Here is a 22,922-nt window from a genome sequence, read left to right as displayed (position 1 = left end):
AGTTCGCATGCGCGTCGATCTGGGCGACCGCGTGCAAACCCTGGAGGCCTTGGGCTGTACGAGCGTCGTGAACTGTCGTTGCTGTTGCGAGAACTTCGGCCGGGAAACGTCTTCATGGATATCGGCGCTCATGTCGGCTACTACGCAATCCACGCAGCCAAGGTGGTGGGCCCGACCGGCCACGTGTTCGCGTTCGAACCCGTTCCGTCGAACCTCCGGCGCCTTGAAGAAAACGCGGCATTGAACGGCTTCTCCAATCTCACATCCGTGGCGTCCGCAGTCGGAAACCGCACGGGCAAGGCAACTTTTCGCGCCGTGGATGTCCCGGGCGAGTCGGGCTGGGGTTCGCTCCTGCTTGACCCGGCATCCAATACGAAGGACCTCGAGGTGTCGGTCGTCTCTCTCGACGACTTTGCGGAGCAGCATGGCGTCACGCGCGTTGACGTCCTGAAGCTGGACGTGCAGGGGGGGGAATTCGACGTGCTCACCGGCGCCGGGAAGATCCTCGACGCCTGGCATCCCACCATTGTTTGCGAAGTCACCGACGTCTATTGGGGCTCGGCACAAACGACGACGGCAAAAGACCTCTTCGAGTACCTCGCAGGACGAGAGTACGAACCGTGGGTAATCGGAACGCGAGGCCGGCTCACGCGACTGGACGATGCAGGGTCGGCGCCTCAGAACCTACTCTTCCGCTTTCGGCGAGACTGAACGCTTCACGCCCGACGAGCAACAAAGCAGCATCCCGCATGGTGGTTCAAGCGGTCCGCCGTCAGAGGTATCGGGAGACTTCGGCGGTGACCTCGGCAGCGGAGCGGGATCCTACGAGACGCAAGAGTTCAGAACCGCCATGGATGAGAATCAGGGTGGGCAGTGCGCTGACCTGGAAGCGGCCCGCCACTTCGCCGAACTCCTCCACATTCACCCTGAGGACGTCTACTCCGAGGCTCTCCCTCGCTTCGTGCAGGGCTCGATCCTGAACGGTGCACGGTTTGCACCATGGAGCCCAGAAGTCCAGCAGAAGCGCCCGCGAGCCCCGGTCGACCTCGATGTCTTCGGCATCCACCATGTCCACCATGCTGGAGGAACCGACCTTGCGTGCGACATCGACACCCGCTCTGCCGCGGCTGATGCCGTTGAGCACAAGCTCGGGACGAGTTGCCCGCAATGCGTCCGCTTCTTCGGATGTCATCTTGACCCCCACAACCTGAACCCTCCCCGCAGGTCTGAATCCAAGGAGTCCGGTCGCAGTGATTCCTGTACTTGAAACCACGAGGGTCGATAGAGCGGGGAAGCCTGCCAGCACGCACAGCGCATCATCCCCCACAGGAGTTCCCGAGAGATGCAATTCCGCCAGGCGCGGAAGGCAACTCAGGTGAACAAGACCGTCGCCAAGGACTGAAGTCCCAGACAAGTCGAGCATCTCGACAAGTTGCAGTGAACCAAGGCTCTCCAGACCGCCGTCACTCACTCGGTTGTTCCCCAACGAGAGCCGTCGCAACGAAGTAAGCAGCGACAGATAGGGCAAGCTCAGATCGTCGAGCCTGGCCTTGAAGAGGTTCAACTGCGATAGCTCTGGAAGGCCCTCGAGGTGTCGCAAACCCAGACTGCTTACGGCGCAGTTGGTCATTACGAGGGAACGCAGGCCCCGCAACGCCGAGATCACTTCGAGAAGTCGATCGCCCTGCTTGTGGGAGTCCACGGTGAGCCCATGAAGGTCGGTCGGACCCAAGAGCCGAAGATCTTCAGGCCTGGCACGCCTGGAGAGAATGAGCCGGACGGAATCGTCCTCCGGAATCGTGACTACACCTTGGGCAGGAACGAACCTACTGCCGACGTATAGCCGACCGACCGCATGTCCCGGGAAGCGGATTTCCTTCACGCCTAATGGCCCCTGGTGGTTGTCCTCGTCTGATGTTGCCATGCCCCTCTCAGCGCATCAGGGCTGGGAACGTCCCCTCGTAGGCCTCGCGCAGTGCGGCGACGTCGAGTGACAGGACGCCCGGGATGTCCAGCACGTTTCCGCCGGCAGATCCAAGGACGCGCGCCGGCACTCCCGCAGCCTCGGCCGCGCGCACCGCCTCATCGGGGTCACGCGTCGCGACGACGGCGCGCGCGCCGGTCTCGGAGAACAGCCAGACGTGCGGAGCAAGGTCCCCGGTCTCGGCTTCGAGCCGCGCGCCGACTCCGGCAGCAACCGCGCACTCGGCAAGCGTGACCCCGAGGCCGCCTTCGGAGCAGTCGTGGGCGGCGGTAACCATTCCCCGACGGGCCAGCTCCCAAAGCAGATTCACTAACCTTCCCTCGGCCGCGAGATCAATCGACGGAGGGAACCCTCCAAGGAAGTCGTGCGCGGCCCAGGTCCATTCCGAGCCGCCGAGGTCCGCGCGCGTCTCTCCCAGCACAACGATCGCGTCGCCTTCGTTCCACGCGACACCGACTCGATCCGAAACGTCCTCGAGGATCCCGACCATCCCAATGACCGGCGTTGGGTGGATCTGAACTTCGTCGGTCTTGTTGTAGAAGCTGACGTTCCCTCCGGTAACCGGAGTCCCGAGCGCGCGGCAGGCCTCGCCCAAGCCTGCGACGGACTCTGAGAACTGCCACATGACCTGAGCGTCCTCGGGGTTGCCGAAATTCAAGCAGTTGGTGACGGCAACCGGCCGTCCGCCGGAGCACGCAACGTTGCGCGCCGACTCGGCGACTGCGAGCATCGTGCCGACGCGCGGATCAAGTTGGCAGTAGCGACCGTTCCCGTCGGTCGAAATCGCGAGCGCGCGCGATGTCCCTTCGATCCGGATCACCGCAGCGTCACCGCCGGGGCCGGCCAAAGTGTTGTGTTGCACGATCGAGTCGTACTGTTCGTAGACCCAGCGTTTCGAGCAGATGTTCGGGCTTGCGAGCAGATCCAGCAGCGCGCGACCTAGATCGGCCGGGGCAGGCAGGGAGAGCGGATCGCGCGCGTTTAGTTCGTCGATCCACTCCGGGCGCGCCATCGGTCGGTGATAGGTCGGCCCGTCGTCGGCCAGAGAGCGCGCCGGCACGTCGGCGACCACCTCACCATGCGACACCACCGTAAGGTTGGCGCCGGCCTTGACCGTCCCGATCGGCGTCGCGAGCACTTCCCACTTAGTGCAAACAGCGACGGCTTCTTCAACGTCCTCGGGACGCACAATGGCGAGCATGCGCTCCTGAGATTCGCTCGTGAGGATCTCGAAGGGCTCCATGTCGGCCTCGCGAAGCGGCACAGCATCGAGATCGACGTGCAGCCCGACTTCTCCGCGCGACGCCGTTTCGCTCGTAGCGCAGCACAATCCAGCGCCGCCGAGATCCTGCAACCCGACGAGCAACCCGCGCGCGCCGAGTTCTAAACACGCTTCAATCGACACCTTCTCGGTGAACGGATCCCCAACCTGCACGCTCGGGCGCTTCGCCTCCGCCGTGGCGTCGAACGGCCGGGAAGCAAGCACGCTGACACCGCCGATCCCGTCGCGTCCGGTCTTGGACCCCATGAGCAGCGCCACGTTGCCCTCGCCCTCGGCGCGCGCGCGCTGCACGGTGTCGATGGTTCCGATGCCGATGCACATCACGTTCACGAGGGGGTTCCCCTGATAGCAAGGGTCGAACTTCACCTCGCCACCGATCGTGGGAATCCCGATCGAGTTGCCGTACTGCGAGATCCCGGCAACGACGCCGTCGATCAGCCAGCGCGTGCGCCATTCGTCGGGCGAGCCGAAACGCAGTGGATCCAGGATCGCCACGGGGCGCGCGCCGGCCGCGAAGATGTCGCGCACGATCCCGCCGACGCCGGTCGCGGCGCCCTGAACCGGCTCGACGAAAGACGGGTGGTTGTGCGACTCGAGTTTGAACACCGCGACGAGGCCGTCGCCGATGTCGATAATGCCGGCCGACTCACCCGGGCCCATGATGACGGCGGGGCCTTCGGTCGGCAGCGTCTTCAGGTAGATCTTCGAACTCTTGTAGGAGCAATGCTCGGACCACATCGCGGCGTACATCGCGAGTTCGGCGGCCGTCGGCTCACGGCCGAGTGTCGCGATGATCTGCTCGTACTCGTCGGCGGTCAGCGCGAGAGTCAGGGCTTGTTCGAGGCTCATCGCGTCTCCGTCCCGGCGCGCGCGCGCAACAAGCCGCGCAGCACAGCGACTCCACCGTCGCATCCGTATCCGATCGCTGCGTCCACGGCGTGTTCGGGATGCGGCATCATGCCGACGACGTTGCCGGCTTCGTTACACACGCCGGCGATGTTGCCCAGGGAACCGTTCGGGTTGGCGCTCGCAACGACCTCGCCGTTCTCGTCGCAATAACGCACGACGATCTGCCCTCCGTCCTCGAGGCGCCGCAACGTCTCCGGATCGGCGACGTAGCGTCCCTCGCCGTGCTTGATCGGGATGACCAACACGTCGCCGGGTTCCGCGTCGACGAAACCGGCGTTGCGCTCCACGCGCACCGACTGGGCGCGACAAAGAAACTTCAGGCCTTCGTTTCGCGTCAACGCGCCGGGGAGCAACCCTGACTCACACAAGATCTGAAAGCCGTTGCAGATCCCCAGAACCGGTCCGCCGGCGCGCGCGAACTCGGCGACCGAGGCCATCACCGGCGCGAAACGAGCGATGGCTCCGCAGCGCAAGTAATCGCCGTACGAGAACCCGCCGGGGAGAAGCACCGCGTCCACGCCGCGCAACGACGAATCGCCGTGCCACAGCAACTCAGCATCGCCGCCGAGGCGACGCACCGCCCAAACGGCGTCGCGCTCGTCGTTGGAACCCGGAAATTGGACGACGCCGACCTTCATGACGCGCAAAGGATATCGCTCATCGGGCGTACCCGGCGGAGACCAACAAACGCAGGGCGTCTTCACGCGGCAAACGGGTCAGATCGTCCGCGTCTTCGCACCAGCGCGGCCACTTCGAGATTGGGATCACTTGGCGGCACGCCTCGACCTCCGCGCGGCGCGCGCCCAGTTCCTCTTCGGCAGTGACCTCAGAGGAGGCGCGCGCCAGATGCCACGCGTCGTGAAGGATGACCGGAACCAGTTCAACAACCGGCGTCCTGCGCAGACCGAACTTAATGTTGAGCCACACCGTGCGAGTCGTGAAGTCCGCGGTCGACTCCGCCCCGGTCACGTCGAAACCCCCGAAGCGCAAAGTGGCACCGTCGAGGCCCGCGATCGCCTCGGTCACCTCGACCGCAACCCCGCCCGCGGCGAACCCGCATATCTCCTTCAACGCCGAGCGCAGCCGGAGAACTCCGTCACCGCCCGCAACCAACCTGGTTCCCGACACCGCGGAACACGCGGGCGACAGCGTCGGGACGACGGACGGAACAGGGGCCGGAGCCAATGACCCGACCCCGTGAGAGAAGTCCCCCCGGGGCGGTGGCCGTCGATCCTGCAGTGCGACGCCCCCCGCGACCGGGCGCAACATCAGCACGACAACCGCTGCGAGCGCTGCGACGGAGAATGCGAGGAAAACAACCAACAGAGGCCGGGGCATCGCGTCCATCAGCCGAACGCTCCCCGTGCGCGGCTTATCGCTCATTCGGGTTCGAACCGGTATCTGAAGTCCTCGATCACGGGGTTGGACAGAAGCTTGCGCACCATCTCCTCGACCTGAACGGCCGCCTGCTCGCGCGAATCCGCTTCGATCTCCAACTCGATGTGCTTTCCGATCCGAACCGCTGCAACGCCGGTAAAGCCGAGGGAGGGAAGATGCTCCTCGACCGTCTTGCCCTGAGGGTCAAGGATGCCGTCCTTCAGCATCACGTCGATCGCTACGCACAGCTTCATCGGTCCGTCCATTCCGCAAATGATTCCCCAGTTAGGCGCTCATACGCCTCGACGTACTTCGCCCGGGTGTTCGTGATGACATCCGAAGGAAGATCCGGACCCGGAGGCGTGTGGTCCCACCCGGAGGCGTCGAGCCAATCGCGCACGTACTGCTTGTCGAAGCTCGGTGTCGCGCCGCCGGGAACGTACTCAGACGCCGGCCAGAACCGGCTCGAATCCGGCGTCAAGGCCTCGTCGACCAAGACGATCTCGCCGTCAATGACTCCGAACTCGAACTTCGTGTCGGCAATGATGATCCCTCGCTCGAGCGCGTAGGCAGCGGCCTGCGTGTACAGACCGAGAGTCAAATCACGCAACCGCTCCATCGTCGCTCGCCCCGCGATTTCACACGCCTGATCAAAGGTGATGTTCTCGTCGTGGCCCGTGTCGGCCTTTGTCGCCGGCGTGAAGATCGGATCGGGCAGACGGTCGGACTCCCGCAGGCCGGACGGCAACGAGATCCCGCACACCGTTCCCGAAGCCTTGTATTCCTTCCACCCGGATCCGCTCAAATATCCGCGCGCCACACACTCGATCTGCACGACCTCCGCCGGGCGCACCAGCATCGTGCGACCCCGCAAGGCCTCGGCATGCTCCTTGGCCTCGGGCGGAAAGTCGCCCACGTCGGTCGACAGCAGGTGATTGTCCACGACGTCAGACAAGAGGTCGAACCAGAAGATGCTGAGTCCGGTCAACACCTTGCCCTTGTCCGGGATCGGGGTGGGCAGCACCACGTCGTAGGCGCTGATGCGATCTGACGCGACCATCAGAATCCCATCGTCGGTGCGATATAGGTCCCGCACCTTGCCCTGCTTGATCAGATCCAACCCCGCGAACGTCATCGATCCTCCCCGGCGTCGATTGCCTCGACGCGCTTGAACACAGTGTGCGCGTGAACTAAGTACTTCTGCGGGTCCATGATCCGGTCGAGAAGCCCTCCGTCGACCTTCCGGGAAACCGCGTCCTCCTCCAGCAGAGTCTCGCGGAACGGAGTCCCCTCTTCCCAGGTCTTCATCGCCGCGCGCTGAACGCTCGCGTACGCGTCTTCACGGGTAAGGCCCGCCTCGACCAGAGCAAGCAATACGGCGGCCGAGTAGACCAGTCCGCCGGTGGACTCCAAGTTCGCGCGCATGCGGTCGGGGAAAACGCGCATCCCCGAGACGACCTTGATGGTCAGATGCAACATGTAGTCCAGGCCGATCGTGACGTCCGGCAAGATCACGCGCTCGACCGAGGAATGAGAGATGTCGCGCTCGTGCCACAGCGCGATGTTCTCGACTGCAGGTCCGACCGCCGCGCGCACCACGCGCGCCAGTCCGGTGATGCGCTCGCACAGAATCGGGTTGCGCTTGTGCGGCATCGCGCTGGAGCCTTTTTGCCCGGCGCCGAACGGCTCCTCAGCCTCGCGCACCTCGGTGCGCTGCAGATGCCGGATCTCAACCGCGATCTTCTCGAGCGTCCCGGCGGTCACGGCACACGCGGCGACGAACTCCGCGTGAGCGTCGCGCTGCACAACCTGCGTAGCTGCCTCCGCCGCACTCAGTCCCAACTCGCGACAGACATACTCTTCGACGAAGGGGTCGATGCTTGCGTAGGTGCCTACCGGTCCGGAGAGCTTGCCGACCGACACCGCCGCGCGCGCACGTTCAAGTCGCTCCAGATCCCTGCGCACTTCGAAAGCCCATACGGCAATCTTCAGCCCGAACGTTGTCGGTTCCGCGTGCACGCCGTGGGAACGCCCGACACAGATCGTGTCGCGGAACTCCAGCGAGCGCTCCTTCAAGATCCCGAGCAGAGAGCGCGTCTTGGCGATCAGCAAGTCGGCGGCCTCGCGCAGCTGCAGCGCGAGTGCCGTGTCGAGCAGGTCCGACGACGTCATTCCGTAGTGAATCCACCGCGACGCGGGGCCGATCGGCTCGCCGAGCGCCGTCAGAAACGCAATCACGTCATGCTGCGTGCGCTCTTCGATTTCGTCGACGCGCGCCGGGTCGACCGGCTGCACCCGATCACGAATCGTCTGAACGTCCTCCCGCGGCACAACCCCGAGTTGAGACCAAGCCTCCACCGCCAGCAACTCGATCTGAGTCCAGCGACGATACTTCGAGCGCTCTTCCCAGACTGCTCCCATTTCCGGAAGCGTGTAACGAGGAATCACAGCCTTAGCCCCTCCGCCAATTGCGCCTTGTATTCACGAAGCTTCTCTCGAAGTGCAGGATCCCCCGTCGCAAGGATCTGCACCGCCAGGACCGCTGCGTTCGCCGAGCCGTTCACCGCGACCGTCGCGACGGGAACCCCTGCCGGCATCTGCACGATCGCCAGCAGCGCGTCGAGGCCGTCGGCCAAACCTCCCGACAGCGGAACGCCGATAACGGGAAGCGGCGTCATGGCCGCGACGACTCCCGGCAAATGCGCGGCCATACCCGCGCCCGCGATGAACACTTGTATCCCGCGGGCTTCGGCGCCTCCGACGAACTCCTGTACGCGCGCCAAGTTGCGGTGCGCGCTCATGGCCTCCATCTCGAACTCGACACCGAACCGCTCCAGGACGGCCCCGGCCTTGGCCATCTTGTCCTGATCGGACGGGCTGCCAAACACAATGCCGACTTTGGCGCTCACGCCGACCCCTCCATGCTCGCCGCGCGCGACGCGATGTCACCGCGGAGCTGCTTGCCTTCGAACTCGATCAGCGCTGCGGCCGCGTAGGCGCGCGCGCGCGCCTCGGCGATGTCCTTGCCCAGCGCGGTGACGTTCAGAACTCGGCCGCCGGCGGTGACGATCTCGCCGTCGCGCTCAGCGGTTCCCGCGTGGAACACCATGACGCCGGGCACCGCCGAAGCAGCCTCCAGTCCGCGAATCGGCACGCCTATTCGGTAGTCGCCCGGATACCCGCCGGACGCCAGCACGACGGTCACGCACGCCTCGGGCGTCCACTCCAACGTTTGACCCGCGAGATTCCCCTCAGCGCACGCCAGCAGAATCTCGGCAAAGTCCCCGCGCATACGAGGCAGGACGACCTGCGTCTCGGGATCCCCGAAACGGCAGTTGAACTCAAGCGCCTTGGGGCCTTGCGGTCCGACCATCAGCCCGCCGTAGAGCAACCCGCGGAAGCGCGCGCCCTCGGCCGCCATCTGACGAACAACCGGAACGAAGATCTCGTGCACCGCGCGCTCGACGATGTCGTCGCCCATGTGCGGAACCGGAGAGTACGCACCCATCCCGCCGGTGTTCGGACCCAGGTCACCGTCGAAGGCGCGCTTGAAGTCCTGCGCTCCGGCGAGCGGCAACACCGTGGTGCCGTCGGTCAGGCAAAACAGCGACAACTCCTCGCCTTCGAGGAACTCCTCAATCACGACGGTGTCCCCGGCTTCACCAAAGGCTCGGCCCACCAGGCAATCCCGGACGGCAGAGACCGCATGCGCACGATCCTGCGCGATGACAACTCCCTTGCCGGCCGCGAGACCGTCGGCCTTCACAACGTAGGGAGGAGAGAGTTCGTCGAGGAACGCGACGGCGGCAGCCGCGTCGGTGAACGCCTCCGCGCGCGCGGTCGGAGCCCCGGAAGCCGCGCAGATCTGCTTCATCCACGCCTTCGAGCCCTCGATGCGCGCGGCGGCCGCCGTCGGCCCGAACACCGCGTAGCCGCGCGCCTGAAGGTCGTCGGTCAGTCCGGCCACCAACGGCACTTCCGGTCCGATAACCACAAGCTCGGCGCCGCAACTTTCGGCCACGCGCGCAACGTCGGCAACGTCGGCAACGTCCGCCGGTATGCACTCCGCGATCTGCGCGATCCCGGCGTTCCCCGGCGCCGCGAAGATCTTGTCTACCCCCGGGTCGCACGAGAGCTTCCAGGCAAGCGCGTGCTCGCGCCCGCCGCCGCCGACCACGAGAACGCGCATCATGCGGGCGCGGTCTGGCGCTGCATGTGGACCAGTTGGTCTCGTTCGGGTCCGACCGAGATCCAGTTCACCGGCACCCCGGCGATCTCCTCGACCCTGCGGACGTACCGCTGCGCCGCGGCCGGCAGTTGAGTGAACTCGCGAACGCCCGAGATGTCCTCGGACCAACCCTCGAGTTCTTCGTAGACCGGCTCACACTTGTGAAAGATCGACTGGTGCGGCGGAAACTCCTCATAAGTTTCGCCCTCGTGGCGATACGCAGTCGCGATCTTCACGCGCTCGAACCCCGACAAGACGTCGAACTTCGTGAGGAAGATGTCGGTCAGCGAATTCAGCCTCGTCGCGTAGCGCAGCACCACGCCATCGAGCCATCCACACCGGCGCTTGCGCCCGGTGACGGTCCCAAACTCGACTCCGATTACGCCCATGCGGTCCCCGTCGGGACCGAGGTCCTCCGTCGGAAACGGTCCCGTCCCGACCCGGGTGCAGTAGGCCTTGGTGATACCGACGACGCGATCCACGTCGCAAGGACCGATCCCCGCCCCTGCGCACACACCGGCCGCCGTCGGCTGAGAGGACGTCACGAACGGATACGTACCGTGGTCGATGTCCAGCAGCGTCCCCTGGGCCCCTTCGAACAGCACGTCCCCGCCCGCGCGCATCGCACGCCAGACCTCGAGTCCGGTATCGCCGATGTACGGAGCAAGCCTTGCGGCGTAGTCCTCGTACTCGGCAATGATCTTCTTGGGGTCCAGCGGCAATTGGTTGTAGACCTTCGCCAGGACCGCGTTCTTCTCTTTGAGATTCACCGCGAGCTTCTGCGCGAAGATCTTCATGTCCAGCAGGTCCTGGACCCGAAGCCCGATGCGCGCGGCCTTGTCGGCGTACGCGGGACCGATGCCCTTGCGGGTCGTGCCGAGCTGACTGCGGCCCAAGTGTCGTTCGATCACCCGATCGAACACCCGGTGGTAGGGCATGATCAGGTGCGCGTTTCCGCTGACCAGCAGCCGGTCACAGGAGATCCCCTGCGCAGCCAGAGCCTCGATTTCCTCCAGGAGCACTTCGGGATCGACGACGACGCCGTCACCGATCATCGGCCGCACGGCCGGGTGCAGGATGCTCGAAGGGATCAAGCGAAGCTTGAGCTTGGTGTTGCCTGCGATGACGGTATGGCCGGCATTGGCGCCGCCTTGGCAGCGGATGACGACATCGCATCCGGCGGCCAGAAGGTCGATCGCCCTGCCTTTGCCTTCGTCACCCCATTGTGTACCGACGAGAATGGTCGAGGACATCAGGAACTCACTCGGGTAAGGGGCTGGAGCCTGGGCGCGGCGGCCCAGGCGACGGGGCCGGACGGAAGAAACGTCACAATCTCATGCAGCGCGACAACTCATGCAGCGCGACAGAACGCCGCTGAGTATACCAATCCGCGCGGCCGGCAGTCAGGCGCCGGCCCCCTAGCGGTTAATGCGGAACCGGATCCGGACGTGGGTCTGATACTCCTTGATGCGATCATCTTCGACGACCGCGGAAGTCTCTACGACCTCCATCCCCTCGATGCCGCGCAGCGTCTTGGTCGCCTCCGCCAGCGCAGCCTGCGCCGCGTCCCGCCAGGACTCCGTCGACACGCCTACGAGATCGATCGTCTTGATAACCGACATTGCACACCCCCGAAACGGACAGAAGCAGGATTGTAAACTACGTGGGCCGCTACGAGCCGAACTTCGCCGCCAGATCGTGCAGCCGCTCGCACAGGGCAACCGCCTCGGCGAACGGACGCTGGAACATGTTGCGTCCGAAGATCAGACCCTTTGCGCCGGCCTCAAAGCTCAGGCGCGCCTTGTCGATGATCGCATCGTCGCCCTCCTTTGAGCCGCCCGAGATAAGGATCGGGGTCCGCGGAGCAAAGGAGATCGCGTGGCGCGCGGCTTCTGCGCCGGAGAGGTCGAGCGTGTCGTAGGGCTTCGGCGAGTTCTTGCTCGGCCCCGACTTCGGGAAGTTGATCTTGGCGACGTCGGCCCCAAGTTCGGCAGCGACGCGAGCCGCATAGCTGATCTGGTACAGCGAGTCGCGGCCGCCCTTCTCGTCGACGGCAGTCCCGCGGGGATAGCTCCAGCAGATCAACGGGATGCCCAGGCGCTCGCACTCCTCGCGCACCTCGCGGAACTGAATGAAATCCTCGTCCTGACGTGGCGATCCGACGTACAGCGTGTACCCGATCGCGTCCGCCCCCAGGCGAACCGCTTCCTCCACGGTGCAGGTCACCGGGCTGAAAGCCTCGGCATCCGAGGGAATCTCGGTCTTGCCGTTGATCTTGATGATGAGCGGAACCTCGCCCGCGAACTCCCATGCAAACTTCGAAACCTGGCCGACCTGCAACACCAGCGCGTTGAAGTTCCCTTCCTTCGCCAGCTTGAACAAGTAGCGCGTGTCGCCCGCTTCAGGGTTAGGGATGAAGTCCCGCGGGCCGTGCTCGAGGCCCTGGTCCACCGGGAGAAAGACCCCGATGCCGTTGCCGGAACCCGCTCCGTAGAAGATCCGGTGCAGCCGCGCCTTCTTGCCGGGCGCGAGCCCCATCTCGTCAAGCCAGGTCATGCGTGCCACCTCCAGGTCTCATGCGTCCTGCCAAGTCTAGTCTTGTCGAGAGTCCAACCTGCGCTCGCGCACCGCGAGCGTCACCCGCCCCGCCGCAACCTTCTTGCCGGTCTCGACCGCGACGACCTGCACGTCCCAGACGTGTGACGAGCGCCCTATGTGTACCGGGGTCGCAGTCCCGCGCACGTGGCCTTCGGTCGCAGTGGAAAGGAAGTTACAGGTCTGGAGCTGCCCCATCACGACCTTGGCGGGCCAGCCTGCGTGCAGCGCGCCGGCGAGGGACGCAACCGATTCGATCAGCGACATCGTCGCACCACCGTGAAGGAATCCGTCAGGCTGCGTGTTCCCTTCAACCGGCATGGTCGCAGAAACCCGCTCCAGGGTCGCTTCTTCGATGACGAGCCCAAGTTTGTCCATGAAGACTTGGGCCTTGGATAAGTCGTGCTGGGTCTGTTCCACGCGCGCATCCTAAGGGGTGCGCCGGGTCACGCTCAAAGCCCACGTGCGGAAGCCACCAGCGCGCGCAGCGGCTCAAAGATCTCCGGAGCCGTGGCGACGACCCCGACCCCACCCCCGTCGACCAAGTCCTGCGCCGTCCTTCCACCCGCTTCACGGACAAGGAGCACCCCCGCCGCGATATCCCACCACTCGATAGGCGACTCGTAGTAGCCGTCGAGGCGGCCGCAGGCGACCCACGCAAGGTCCAAGGCCGCCGCGCCCGCGCGCCGGATATCGCGAACCGCCGGCAAGACCGCCGGCAGCAGTGCCGCCGAGGCCGCGCGCTCCGCCGGGCGGTAGGAGAACCCCGTCGCGATGAGGGCGCTCGACAGATCGGTCTTGGCGCTGACCGCGATCGGGTTGCCGTTCTTGGTGGCGCCGCCGTCGCGCGCCGCGGCGAACAGCTCATCCCTAACTGGGTCGTACACCACCCCGATAAGCGGGCCCGTGGCGTCCTCGCACGCGATGCTCACGGCCCACTGGCCGATGCCGTAAAGAAAGTTGGTCGTTCCGTCGAGCGGGTCCACGACCCAACGAAACCCGCTATTTCCCGCCGCTTCTCCCGACTCCTCTCCCAAGATCGCGTCGCGCGGGCGCGCGGCGCGGATCCCTTCAAGAATCAGCGCCTCGGCGGCCCGATCGGCGTCGGACACCATGTCGGTCGCGGTGGACTTGGTCTGCACGCCGGTACCTGGAGCGGCGAAGCGCTGCAGCAGCAGTACGCCGGCGGCGCGCGCCAATGTGCAGCCCAACTGCAGCAGTTCATCGGCGTGCGACGGTTCGGTCGATCGATCGCTCACGGATCCCTTCCCTGTCGGTCGCCGGAAGTATCGCAGACGACCGTTTTGTCCCAATAACACATCCTCGCTGCGGACATGCCTCCGGTCCGGTAGCCTGATCGACTGTCCTATTGGACGTTGGCGATGATCGGCAGGCCGGGTACCGTTGGAGGTCCCGCAGGCGGCACCAGGAGGGAAGCCATCAAAGAGATGCAGCGCAGTGAGGGAGCGTCCCTCGTCGCGGCGTTCGGTACCACCACCGGCGAGACGCGCACCGCCTCCGCCGACATCGCCATCTTCACCGCCGCGACCTCCCAACTCATCGACATCACCGACCAGGTCGCCGTCATCGTCGCCGAAGCGGACATCGAAGCCGGTCTCGCGCTGATCTCCTCGCCGCACACAACGTGCGCCGTGATCGTGAACGAGGCCGAGCCGGGATTCATTCGCGACTTCGCGCGCGCGCTCGAGAGGCTCGCCCCCGAAGACGCCCACTACGACCACGACGCAGCGCCTCACGATGCGGACTACGAACAGCCCAACGGCTACGCGCACATCCGCTCGGCGTTCTTGTCATCGCCCTCGGTCATGCTGCCGATCCGCGACGGCATGCTGGCCCTTGGCCGCTGGCAGCGGATCTTCTTCGTCGAGTTGGATCACGCGCGCCCGCGCACCTGCCAAGTCACCCTGCTCGGCCGCGGCTAACCGCCGCCGGTTCGCTCGCAGACCCGGCCGTTTCTGTCCCACCCTGCCCCTACCCTTCCGAGTACTCGCGCTGGGCGCAAATGGTTTGCGCTGAGCGCGAGTGCCGGAGGACACATGTCCATCGTCGAAGCCACCAAATACGACGACGCGTTCTGGGAACGACTCGGGGCGCGTCCCCGGCGTCCGCCCCTGATCGAGTTCACCGAGGAAGTGGATCTCTTCGTCGCCCGACGCGTGAAGACCGCGCGAGTCCATGCCGGCCTGCGCCAGAAAGATCTCGCTGCCGCGATCGGGCTCACGGTCACGCAGATCAGCCGACTCGAACGCGGTCACCGCTCGCTCACGGTTCCCGAACTCCTGCGCATCGCAGTGCAAACCCGACGCCCGGTTTCCTACTTCATTGAGCCGCCGGATCCACAAGAGGTCGTCCGCACGGGATGGGAAAAGCACCCGGCGCGATCTTTGTGGGACCAACTCCGCGACCTCGACTGAAGCGCGCGCGTCAGGACTTGCGGAAGGCCAGACCCCCGTCGGAGGCGTCGGCGGTGACTGTGTCGCCGACGGCGAACTCGCCTTGGAGTAGCCGCAGGGCGAGCGCGTCTTGGATTTCCTTCTGCATCAGGCGCTTGAGCGGGCGCGCGCCGTACGCGGGATCGAATCCGCGCTCAGCTAGATACTCGCGCGCCTTGTCCGTGAGCGTCAGCGTGATGCCGCGTTCGGACAACCGACGCTGCAGTGCGCGCGCCTGTATGTCCACGATCGCACGCAGGTCGTTCTGAGTCAGGCGGTGGAAGATCAGCGTGTCGTCCACGCGATTGACGAACTCCGGACGGAAGGACGCGCGTAGATCGGCCATGACCGAGTCGCGGATCTCTTCCTCGCTCGCCGTGAGGTCCATGATCGCCGCGCTTCCTAGGTTGGAGGTCATGATCACGATGGTGTTGCGGAAGTCCACCGTGCGGCCTTGACCGTCGGTCAGACGGCCTTCGTCCAGAAGCTGAAGCAGGACGTTGAAGACATCGCTGTGAGCCTTCTCGATCTCGTCCAGGAGCAGAACCGAGTACGGGCGCCGCCGTACCGCTTCGGTCAGTTGGCCGCCCTCTTCGTACCCTACGTATCCGGGGGGGGCTCCGATCAACCGGGACACGGTGTGTCGCTCTTGGTACTCGCTCATGTCGATGCGAACGAGCGCGCGCTCGTCGTCGAACAGGAACTCGGCCAGCGCGCGCGCCAACTCGGTCTTCCCGACGCCGGTGGGTCCGAGGAAGATGAACGAGCCGATGGGACGGTTCGGGTCCGACAAGCCCGAGCGCGCGCGCCGGATCGCGTTCGACACGGCCGCTATTGCCTCGTCTTGCCCGACCACCCGCTCGTGCAGGTTCTCCTCCATGTGAACAAGTTTCGCGATCTCGCCTTCCATCAGTTTCGACAAGGGAATCCCGGTCCACTTGGCGACGACTTCGGCGACGTCTTCCTCGTCCACTTCTTCCTTCAAGTAACGCTGGGTCGATTGCAGATCCGCCAGAGCCGCTGAGGCTGCTTCCATCTCTTTGCCGAGAGACGGAAGGTCGCCGTAGCGCAGTTGCGCGGCGCGCTCTAGGTCACCCGAACGCTCGGCGAGTTCAGCCTGTGTCTTGGCATCCTCGATCTTGGTCTTGAGATCACGAATCCGCCCAACCGCGTCCTTCTCTTGCAGCCAGTGCGCCTTCATGCCCGCGGAGCGCTCCTGAAGTCCTGCGAGATCTGCTTCGAGTCGCTGCAGGCGATCGACGGACGCGGGGTCAGTCTCCTTGCGCAGCGCGGCGCGTTCGATTTCCAGACGCTTGATGTCGCGCTCCACTTCGTCGAGTTCCGTCGGCATGGAGTCCATCTCGATGCGTAGGCGACTCGCCGATTCGTCCATCAGGTCGATCGCCTTGTCGGGCAGGAACCGACCCGTGACATATCGACTCGAGAGCATCGCGGCGGAAACCAGCGCTGCGTCGGTGATGCGGACGCCGTGGTGGACTTCGTAGCGCTCCTTCAGCCCGCGAAGGATTGCGATGGTGTCCTCGACGCTCGGCTCACCGACGACGACCGGTTGGAAACGGCGCTCAAGCGCCGCGTCCTTCTCGACGTGCTTGCGGTACTCGTCCAGCGTCGTCGCGCCGACCAAACGCAGTTCGCCGCGCGCGAGCAAGGGCTTGATCATGTTGCCGGCGTCCATCGCCCCTTCGGCCGCCCCGGCGCCGACGATCGTGTGCATCTCGTCGAGGAAGGTGACGATCTCGCCCTCGGAATCGGCGATCTCCTTCAACACGGCCTTCAGCCGTTCTTCGAACTCACCGCGGAACTTCGCGCCGGCGATGAGCGCGCCGAGGTCGAGCGCGACGACGCGCTTGTTCTTCAAGCCTTCCGGCACGTCGCCCGCAACGATGCGCTGGGCGAGTCCCTCCACGATCGCGGTCTTTCCGACGCCGGGTTCGCCGATCAACACGGGGTTGTTCTTGGTGCGTCGCGAAAGCACTTGAATCACGCGCCGCACTTCGTCGTCACGGCCGATTACCGGATCGAGTTTGCCACGGCGCGCAAGGTCGGTGAGATCGCGCGCGTATTTCTCCAACGCTTGGAACGTCCCCTCGGGCGTCTGCGACGTGACGCGTTGCGACCCGCGAACCTCAGCCAGCACGCGCAAGACCGAATCGCGCGTGAGGCCGTTCTCCTTCAGCAGCGTCGCAACCGGTCCCGGCACTTCCGTCAACGCGAGCAGCAGGTGCTCGGTGGAGACGTACTCATCTGTGAGCGCGCGCGCCTCCTCTTGCGCGCGCTCGATCACGCGCACAAACGCGGGCGAGGCGCTTGGCGACGGCGGTTGCCCACCAATGCTCACCCGCGGCAGGCGGTCGATCAAAGACTCGACGCGATCGCGCAGCGCGCGCGGCGACGCACCCGCCTTCTGCACCACGGGGAAAACCACACCCTCGGCGTCGGCGAGCAACGCGTGGAGCAAGTGCTCGGGTTCGATGGACTGCCGGCCGCGCGCCGCTGCGAGTTGCTGCGCGGAAACGACGGCCTGCTGCGATTTCAGCGTCAGCCGCTCGAAGTCCATCAGAGGTCTCCGAGCACCCGCGGGATGTCGCGCAGCGGCACCAGCGACGTAGTCACCTGAGGGCGCGCCGCTTCGAGACGCTCCTGCATGTCTTCGATCTCGCGCGTCAGACGTAGCACCATCTCGACGCCGGCAAGGTTCATGCCGCGCACCTGCGTCATTTCTTGGATCATCCGGATGTGTTCGATGTCGCGCTCGGAGTAGCGGCGCGCGCGACCCTCGGTGCGCTGCGGACACAGCAGTCCCTTGCGGTCCCACATCCGCAGCGTTTGTGGATGAACGCCGGCACGTTCCGCGGCGACCGAGATCAGATACCGCGCGCGGTCGTCGGTGACCCGCCGCGCGGTCTTGGGAGTCGGAATCCTTTCTCGCTCCATGGTGTCCTCCTAGGCCTTCGGACGCTCCGGTGCCTGGGTGATCCGTGCGAGTTGCTCAATCAACTCGCGCTGTTCGCGTGTAAGTTCGTCGGGGACGGCAAGGCGGATAGTTGCCAACAAATCCCCATGGCCGCCGCCGGTTCGCGGAACACCCTTCCCGCGGACGCGGAATGTCTTTCCCGGCTGCGTTCCGGCGGGGATCTTCACCGTCACCGGCGCTCCGTTAAGCGTCGGCACCGTTACCTTCGCGCCGAGAGCGGCTTCGGGGAACGAAACCGTAACCTCCACGACAAGGTCATCACCGCGACGCGCGAACACCGAATGCGGGTTCACGCGAACGATGACGTACAGATCCCCCGCACCCCCCTCCGCCGTCCTGCCTCGCCCGCGCACGCGAATGCGCGCGCCGTCGGCGATTCCGGCCGGGATGCGAACCTTGACCTCACCGGTCTCTGTTCGTACGGCGACGGTGCTGCCGTGAACCGCGTCCTCGAACGAAACACGCAAGGCCGTCTCGAGGTCGGCGCCGCGGCGGGCGCGCGCGCGCCCGCCGAAGAACTCCCCGAAGATGTCTCCCATGTCGAACGGGATGTCCTGGTAGCGGATGGTGTTCTCCCAGCCCGAACCGGGTGCTCCCCCCGCATACCCGGAGTGAGCCAGATGCCGGACCTGGTCGTACTCCGCACGGGTCTTCTCGTCGGCCAGAACATCGTAGGCCTCGGAGATCTCCTTCATCCGCTCCTCAGAGGCCTTGTCTCCGGGATTGCGATCGGGATGGAACTTGCGTGCCAAGTTCTTGTACGCGCGCTTGATCTCCTCGGTCGTCGCCTTCTCTGCGACGCCGAGCACCTTGTAGAAGTCCTTCTGAAACCAAGCGCGTGAACCGTTCACGGCTTCCTCTTGCCCACCTTCACCATCGCGGGGCGAATCACCTTCCCCTTCAACTCATAGCCCGGCCGGAAGACCTCCGCGACGAACGGTTCACCTTCCCCGTCGTCGTCGGCCTGCATGACCGCCTCGTGATGTTCGGGATCAAATGACTCACCTTGCGCATTCATGCGCTGCAAGCCTTCCTTCTTCAGCACCTCGAACAACTCCCCAAACACCAACTCGACACCGTGGACGAGTTTCTCGTAGTCGCGGGTCTGGTCGGCGTGCATCAGGGCCAGTTCGAACGCGTCGAGCACGGGCAACAGCTTCTCGACGAGTGCCTGCCCGGCGAACTCCAAGATGGCGCTCTGGTCCTTCAAAATGCGCTTGCGGTAGTTCTCGAACTCGGCCTTGAGCCGCCGCAGATCGTCGAGGTGCGAGGCCGCCTCACGGCGCGCGGCAGTGAGTTCGTCCTCCTCGACGATTTCGGCCGCAACGACCTCTTCGGCATTCGCATCGTGCACGAACCCGTTCCCGTCTCCACTCACTTCTTCGGGCATCCGATTACGCCTCCCCGGCGCGCTCATCCTCGTCGACGATCTCGGCCTCGACGACGTCGTCGTCGCCCGACGCGCCTTGATCCGGCGCCGCGCCGGCCTGAGCCTCCTGCGCTTGCTGCGCGTACATGGCTTGACCGATCTTCTGCGCCGACGTCGACAGCTCCTCACTCGCCGACTTGATCGCCGCAACGTCGGACCCCGCGAGAGCGGTCTTGACGGAGGCCACCTTTGCCTGGACCTCTTCGCGGTCGGCGGCCGGGATCTTGTCGGTGTTCTCCGCGATGAGCTTCTCCGTCGTGTACACGAGGTTGTCGGCAAGGTTGCGAGCCTCGGCCTCTTCGCGGCGCGCGTGGTCCTCGGCCGCGAACTGCTCGGCTTCCTTGACCATCCGGTCCACTTCGTCGCGAGGAAGCGCGGTGCCGCCGGTGATCGTCATCGCCTGCTGCTTACCGGTCGCGAGGTCTTTTGCCGACACCTGCACGATGCCGTTGGCATCGATGTCGAAGGTGACTTCGATCTGCGGGATGCCGCGCGGCGCCGGCGGGATGCCCATCAACTGGAACTTGCCGAGCGAAAGCACGGCGTGCGAGGTCGCCATCTCGCCCTCGCCCTGCAGAACGTGAACCTCGACCGACGTCTGGCTGTCGGATGCCGTCGAGAAGATCTCGCTCTTGCGCGTGGGGATGGTCGTGTTCCGCTCGATCAGGCGCGTGAAGATGCCGCCCATCGTCTCGATGCCGAGCGTCAACGGCGTCACGTCCAGCAGCAGCACGTCCTTGACCTCGCCGCGCAGAACTCCGGCTTGAATCGCCGCGCCGATGGCAACGACCTCGTCGGGGTTGACGCCCTTGTGCGGCTCCTTGCCGCCGGTGAGCTTGCGCACGAGTTCCTGGATCATCGGCATCCGCGTGGAACCGCCGACGAGGATCACGTGATCAACGTCGGCAATCGGAATGCCGGCATCCTTGACCGCAAGTTCGAACGGAATCCGGCAGCGGTCCACCAGGTCCGCCGTCAAGCGCTCGAACTCGGTGCGGGAGAGCTTCTCCTCGAGGTGCAGCGGGCCCTCGGCGGTGGCGGTGATGAAGGCCAGATTGATGGTCGTCTCCATCGTTTGGGACAACTCGATCTTCGCCTTCTCGGCGGCTTCCTTCAGACGCTGCGTCGCCATGCGGTCGGCGGCCAGGTCGACGCCGTGCTTGTTCTTGAACTGCGTGACCATCCAGTCGATCACGCGCTGGTCCCAGTCGTCACCGCCGAGCAACGTGTCGCCGTGGGTGGACTTGACCTCGAACACGCCGTCGCCGATCTCGAGCAGCGAGACGTCGAAGGTCCCGCCGCCCAGGTCGAAGACCAGGACGGTCTGCTCCTTGCCCTTCTTGTCCAGGCCGTACGCGAGTGCCGCCGCGGTCGGCTCGTTGATGATGCGCAAGACTTCGAGTCCGGCGATCTCGCCAGCTTCCTTGGTCGCCTGGCGCTGCGAGTCGTCGAAGTAGGCCGGGACCGTGATGACCGCCGCGGTCACCTTGTCGCCCAGGTAGGCCTCCGCGTCGCGCTTGAGCTTGAGCAGGATCTGCGCGCTGATCTCTTGCGGGACCCACTTCTTCCCGTCCACGTCGAGGGACCAGTCGCGGCCCATGTCTCGCTTGATCGAGCGCACGGTCCGGTCGGGGTTGGTGATCGCCTGGCGCTTGGCGACCTCGCCGACCAGAATCTCGCCACCGCTCTTTGCGAACGCGACCACGCTTGGCGTGGTGCGCGTGCCCTCGGCGTTCGCGATAACCGCCGGCTCGCCGGCCTCCAACACGCTGACGACCGAGTTGGTGGTCCCCAGATCGATTCCAACGGCCTTAGCCATGTTCGGCGTGTCCTTTCTTGAGTCTGGCACTGTCAAGGTGGACTCTATGAACCTGCGCCTGGTCCTGTCAACTAAACTTGCGCGCGCCCTTATCAAGTTGCGCCGACGCCGCCCTTGATGTCCCTATTTCTGCCATTGTGAGCGGGCCCAAAGGAAAGCGCCCTCCGGACAACGAAATGAGCCTTGCCGACAATCAGCGGCGGGTTCACGGGCAACACGGGTAAGGGGGATTGTTGTGAGATTTCGGAGCGCGGCGCTCGGGCGGCGTCGAAAGGCAGTTTTCGGCATCGCCATCACCTTGGCACTCACGCTTTCTGGAATCCCATCGCACGCCGCGTCGTCCAACGACGACTTCGCGACCGCCTTCGTCGTCACCGAGACGCCCTTCTCCGACGTGACGTCGAACGCCGACGCCACCACCGAAACTGGGGAGCCGCAAACGTCGTGCTCGACCGCGACCGGGACGACCGTGTGGTACGCCTACGCTCCCGTCGAGACCCTCCGAATCGACGCCTCGACCTTCGGCAGCAAGTTCGACACCGTCCTCGCCGCCTATACCGGATCCTCGCTTGAGGATCTCACCGAGGTCGCCTGCAACGACGACGCCACCGACGTCGGCAGCCGGCAGTCCCGACTCCGAGTGGTCGCGCGCCCCGGCGAGACACTGTTTCTGCAGATCGGCGGGTACCAAGGGGAGACCGGCGCACTGAGCTTGTCTCTGACCGCCTCGCCCGCGGCGGCAAACGACGACTTCGCGTCGGCAATCGAGATCGACTCCCTCCCCTTCGAGACGTCGATCGACCTCTCGAACACCACACTCGAGGACGGCGAACCGACGGAATGCGACATGTCGGAGGAGGACAGCAGCGTCTGGTTCCGCTTCGTTCCGTCCGAGAGCGTCGGCGTGAAGTTCGCCTACGAGGAGGATGAGAGCCCGATTGTCGCGATCTACGCCGGGGATTCACTCCCCGAGCTCACGCCGGTAACGTGCGACTACCCTTCCCGAACCAGAGGGGCGTTCCGCGCAGATACGGGCACCACCTACTACGTCCAAGTCCGGTCGCCGTGGGAAGGGTTCTCCACAACCGATCTGCTCCTGGAAGAAGTCGCGGTCCCAACCAACGACGACTTCGCGGACGCCATCGAGATCGACGCGATCCCCGCCGACATTGATGCCTCCACTTGGACGACCACGCTGCAAGAAGACGAGCCGGACGGCTGCGGGGAATATCTCTGGGCGAGCGTCTGGTACCGCTACACAGCGAAGGACGCAACCCCGCTTCTGGCCAGCGTGAGATCACAGGACTTCTGGCCCGCGCTTGCCGTGTACCAGGGAAGCGCGCTGGACAACCTCTCGCTGGTGGCGTGCGGTCGAGACGAGCCCGGAACCGGGGACGGATTCATCCCGACACCGGGCGAGACCTACTACCTTCAGGCCGGCGTTCACTGGTGGGGATTCGGGGACATGACCGTACGCCTCCGCCCGGGGGCGGGCGTGCGGGATCCGGGGCTGACCTACTCCTCCGCATCGACCGACGCAGACAACCCTGATGACTGGTCTGCCGGCGTCTGGGTAGACGCCCTGGTTGCCGGGGCCGGAGCCGGGACCGAGTCGGACCCGCAATACGGCGCCTCGGCCGAGGCCTGCGTCGGGATAGCCTTCTTCGTCTGGGAATGCGTCGGCCCCGGAAGGGGCTACTACGGGCGTTAGCGCAGCACGGGAGCGTCCACGAGGGCACCCGCCTGCAGGCCGGCGCGCGCCGCTTCTCCCCGGGCGACCTCGAGAGCAGCGTCGGCTGGAGGCGTGGTCGTGACCGGGCACGGGTCCGCCCGGCAGGGCTCCAGACGCTG

The 22,922-nt window shown here is 65.3% G+C and carries 23 protein-coding genes; 4 read left to right on the top strand and 19 right to left on the bottom strand.

Features of this window, described 5'->3' with window-relative positions; genetic code table 11:
• Window positions 1–114: 114 nt before the first annotated feature.
• On the top strand, window positions 115–711 hold the full coding sequence (locus WDA27_05265; GenBank protein ID MFA5890344.1) for an FkbM family methyltransferase: 597 nt from the start codon (window positions 115–117) through the stop codon (window positions 709–711).
• A 61-nt stretch (window positions 712–772) separates the two neighbouring features.
• On the opposite strand, the gene WDA27_05260 is transcribed toward WDA27_05265, so the two are convergent.
• The 14 genes from WDA27_05260 to WDA27_05195 form a co-directional block, all read right to left on the bottom strand.
• The gene (locus tag WDA27_05260; GenBank protein MFA5890343.1) at window positions 773–1,924 is read right to left on the bottom strand and encodes a thioredoxin domain-containing protein; all 1,152 of its coding nucleotides are present in this window, start codon (window positions 1,922–1,924) and stop codon (window positions 773–775) included.
• Between the two features lie 7 nt (window positions 1,925–1,931).
• Window positions 1,932–4,115: a phosphoribosylformylglycinamidine synthase subunit PurL gene (gene purL, locus WDA27_05255; protein ID MFA5890342.1), complete on the bottom strand. Its 2,184-nt coding sequence runs from the start codon at window positions 4,113–4,115 to the stop codon at window positions 1,932–1,934.
• Window positions 4,112–4,813, bottom strand: a complete 702-nt coding sequence (purQ, locus tag WDA27_05250; protein ID MFA5890341.1) for a phosphoribosylformylglycinamidine synthase subunit PurQ — start codon at window positions 4,811–4,813, stop codon at window positions 4,112–4,114. Before purQ ends, purL begins: the two co-directional genes overlap by 4 nt.
• A 19-nt stretch (window positions 4,814–4,832) precedes the next feature.
• Window positions 4,833–5,558: a hypothetical protein gene (locus WDA27_05245; protein ID MFA5890340.1), complete on the bottom strand. Its 726-nt coding sequence runs from the start codon at window positions 5,556–5,558 to the stop codon at window positions 4,833–4,835.
• Window positions 5,555–5,806, bottom strand: a complete 252-nt coding sequence (purS, locus tag WDA27_05240; protein ID MFA5890339.1) for a phosphoribosylformylglycinamidine synthase subunit PurS — start codon at window positions 5,804–5,806, stop codon at window positions 5,555–5,557. The genes WDA27_05245 and purS overlap by 4 nt, the downstream gene beginning before the upstream one ends.
• Entirely contained in the window at window positions 5,803–6,687 is an 885-nt protein-coding gene (locus tag WDA27_05235; GenBank protein MFA5890338.1) for a phosphoribosylaminoimidazolesuccinocarboxamide synthase, read from the bottom strand. Before WDA27_05235 ends, purS begins: the two co-directional genes overlap by 4 nt.
• Window positions 6,684–8,000 (bottom strand): adenylosuccinate lyase, encoded by a 1,317-nt coding sequence (purB, locus tag WDA27_05230; GenBank protein ID MFA5890337.1) that lies wholly within the window; start codon window positions 7,998–8,000, stop codon window positions 6,684–6,686. Before purB ends, WDA27_05235 begins: the two co-directional genes overlap by 4 nt.
• A complete protein-coding gene (gene purE, locus WDA27_05225) occupies window positions 7,997–8,461 on the bottom strand; it encodes a 5-(carboxyamino)imidazole ribonucleotide mutase (protein MFA5890336.1) in 465 nt (154 codons plus the stop codon). The genes purB and purE overlap by 4 nt, the downstream gene beginning before the upstream one ends.
• Window positions 8,458–9,744 carry a phosphoribosylamine--glycine ligase gene (gene purD / locus WDA27_05220; GenBank protein MFA5890335.1) on the bottom strand — a complete coding sequence of 429 codons (1,287 nt, stop codon included), beginning with the start codon at window positions 9,742–9,744 and terminating at the stop codon, window positions 8,458–8,460. The genes purE and purD overlap by 4 nt, the downstream gene beginning before the upstream one ends.
• Entirely contained in the window at window positions 9,741–11,033 is a 1,293-nt protein-coding gene (locus WDA27_05215; protein MFA5890334.1) for an adenylosuccinate synthase, read from the bottom strand. The genes purD and WDA27_05215 overlap by 4 nt, the downstream gene beginning before the upstream one ends.
• 165 nt (window positions 11,034–11,198) lie before the next feature.
• Window positions 11,199–11,402 (bottom strand): dodecin family protein, encoded by a 204-nt coding sequence (locus tag WDA27_05210; protein ID MFA5890333.1) that lies wholly within the window; start codon window positions 11,400–11,402, stop codon window positions 11,199–11,201.
• Window positions 11,403–11,451: 49 nt separating this feature from the next.
• Window positions 11,452–12,336: a fructose-bisphosphate aldolase gene (locus WDA27_05205; GenBank protein ID MFA5890332.1), complete on the bottom strand. Its 885-nt coding sequence runs from the start codon at window positions 12,334–12,336 to the stop codon at window positions 11,452–11,454.
• Window positions 12,337–12,372: 36 nt separating this feature from the next.
• Window positions 12,373–12,795, bottom strand: coding sequence for a PaaI family thioesterase (locus WDA27_05200; GenBank protein MFA5890331.1), 423 nt, complete (start codon window positions 12,793–12,795; stop codon window positions 12,373–12,375).
• A 32-nt stretch (window positions 12,796–12,827) separates the two neighbouring features.
• Window positions 12,828–13,634, bottom strand: a complete 807-nt coding sequence (locus WDA27_05195) for an inositol monophosphatase family protein (GenBank protein MFA5890330.1) — start codon at window positions 13,632–13,634, stop codon at window positions 12,828–12,830.
• A 123-nt stretch (window positions 13,635–13,757) separates the two neighbouring features.
• Here WDA27_05195 and WDA27_05190 point away from each other — a divergent pair, with 123 nt between their 5' ends.
• Together WDA27_05190 and WDA27_05185 are read left to right on the top strand one after the other, a co-directional pair.
• On the top strand, window positions 13,758–14,318 hold the full coding sequence (locus WDA27_05190) for a secondary thiamine-phosphate synthase enzyme YjbQ (GenBank protein MFA5890329.1): 561 nt from the start codon (window positions 13,758–13,760) through the stop codon (window positions 14,316–14,318).
• Between the two features lie 114 nt (window positions 14,319–14,432).
• Window positions 14,433–14,810: a helix-turn-helix transcriptional regulator gene (locus WDA27_05185; protein MFA5890328.1), complete on the top strand. Its 378-nt coding sequence runs from the start codon at window positions 14,433–14,435 to the stop codon at window positions 14,808–14,810.
• Window positions 14,811–14,820: 10 nt separating this feature from the next.
• Here the strand turns inward: WDA27_05185 and clpB are convergent, their stop codons facing one another.
• The 5 genes from clpB to dnaK are packed head-to-tail and all read right to left on the bottom strand — an operon-like array spanning window position 14,821 to window position 21,071.
• The gene (clpB, locus tag WDA27_05180) at window positions 14,821–17,409 is read right to left on the bottom strand and encodes an ATP-dependent chaperone ClpB (GenBank protein ID MFA5890327.1); all 2,589 of its coding nucleotides are present in this window, start codon (window positions 17,407–17,409) and stop codon (window positions 14,821–14,823) included.
• The gene (locus tag WDA27_05175; protein ID MFA5890326.1) at window positions 17,406–17,783 is read right to left on the bottom strand and encodes a MerR family transcriptional regulator; all 378 of its coding nucleotides are present in this window, start codon (window positions 17,781–17,783) and stop codon (window positions 17,406–17,408) included. Before WDA27_05175 ends, clpB begins: the two co-directional genes overlap by 4 nt.
• A 9-nt stretch (window positions 17,784–17,792) precedes the next feature.
• A complete protein-coding gene (locus tag WDA27_05170) occupies window positions 17,793–18,674 on the bottom strand; it encodes a J domain-containing protein (GenBank protein MFA5890325.1) in 882 nt (293 codons plus the stop codon).
• Window positions 18,671–19,213 (bottom strand): nucleotide exchange factor GrpE, encoded by a 543-nt coding sequence (gene grpE / locus WDA27_05165; GenBank protein ID MFA5890324.1) that lies wholly within the window; start codon window positions 19,211–19,213, stop codon window positions 18,671–18,673. The genes WDA27_05170 and grpE overlap by 4 nt, the downstream gene beginning before the upstream one ends.
• A 4-nt stretch (window positions 19,214–19,217) precedes the next feature.
• Window positions 19,218–21,071 (bottom strand): molecular chaperone DnaK, encoded by a 1,854-nt coding sequence (dnaK, locus tag WDA27_05160; protein MFA5890323.1) that lies wholly within the window; start codon window positions 21,069–21,071, stop codon window positions 19,218–19,220.
• A 235-nt stretch (window positions 21,072–21,306) separates the two neighbouring features.
• Between dnaK and WDA27_05155 the strand changes: the two genes are divergently transcribed.
• A complete protein-coding gene (locus tag WDA27_05155; GenBank protein MFA5890322.1) occupies window positions 21,307–22,782 on the top strand; it encodes a hypothetical protein in 1,476 nt (491 codons plus the stop codon).
• Window positions 22,783–22,922: the final 140 nt, after the last annotated feature.

It is taken from the genome of Actinomycetota bacterium, assembly GCA_041658565.1.
Lineage (GTDB): Bacteria > Actinomycetota > AC-67 > AC-67 > AC-67 > JBAZZY01.
The sequence above is the reverse complement of the archived record's forward strand: the minus strand, read 5'-3'. Positions and strand labels throughout refer to the sequence as shown.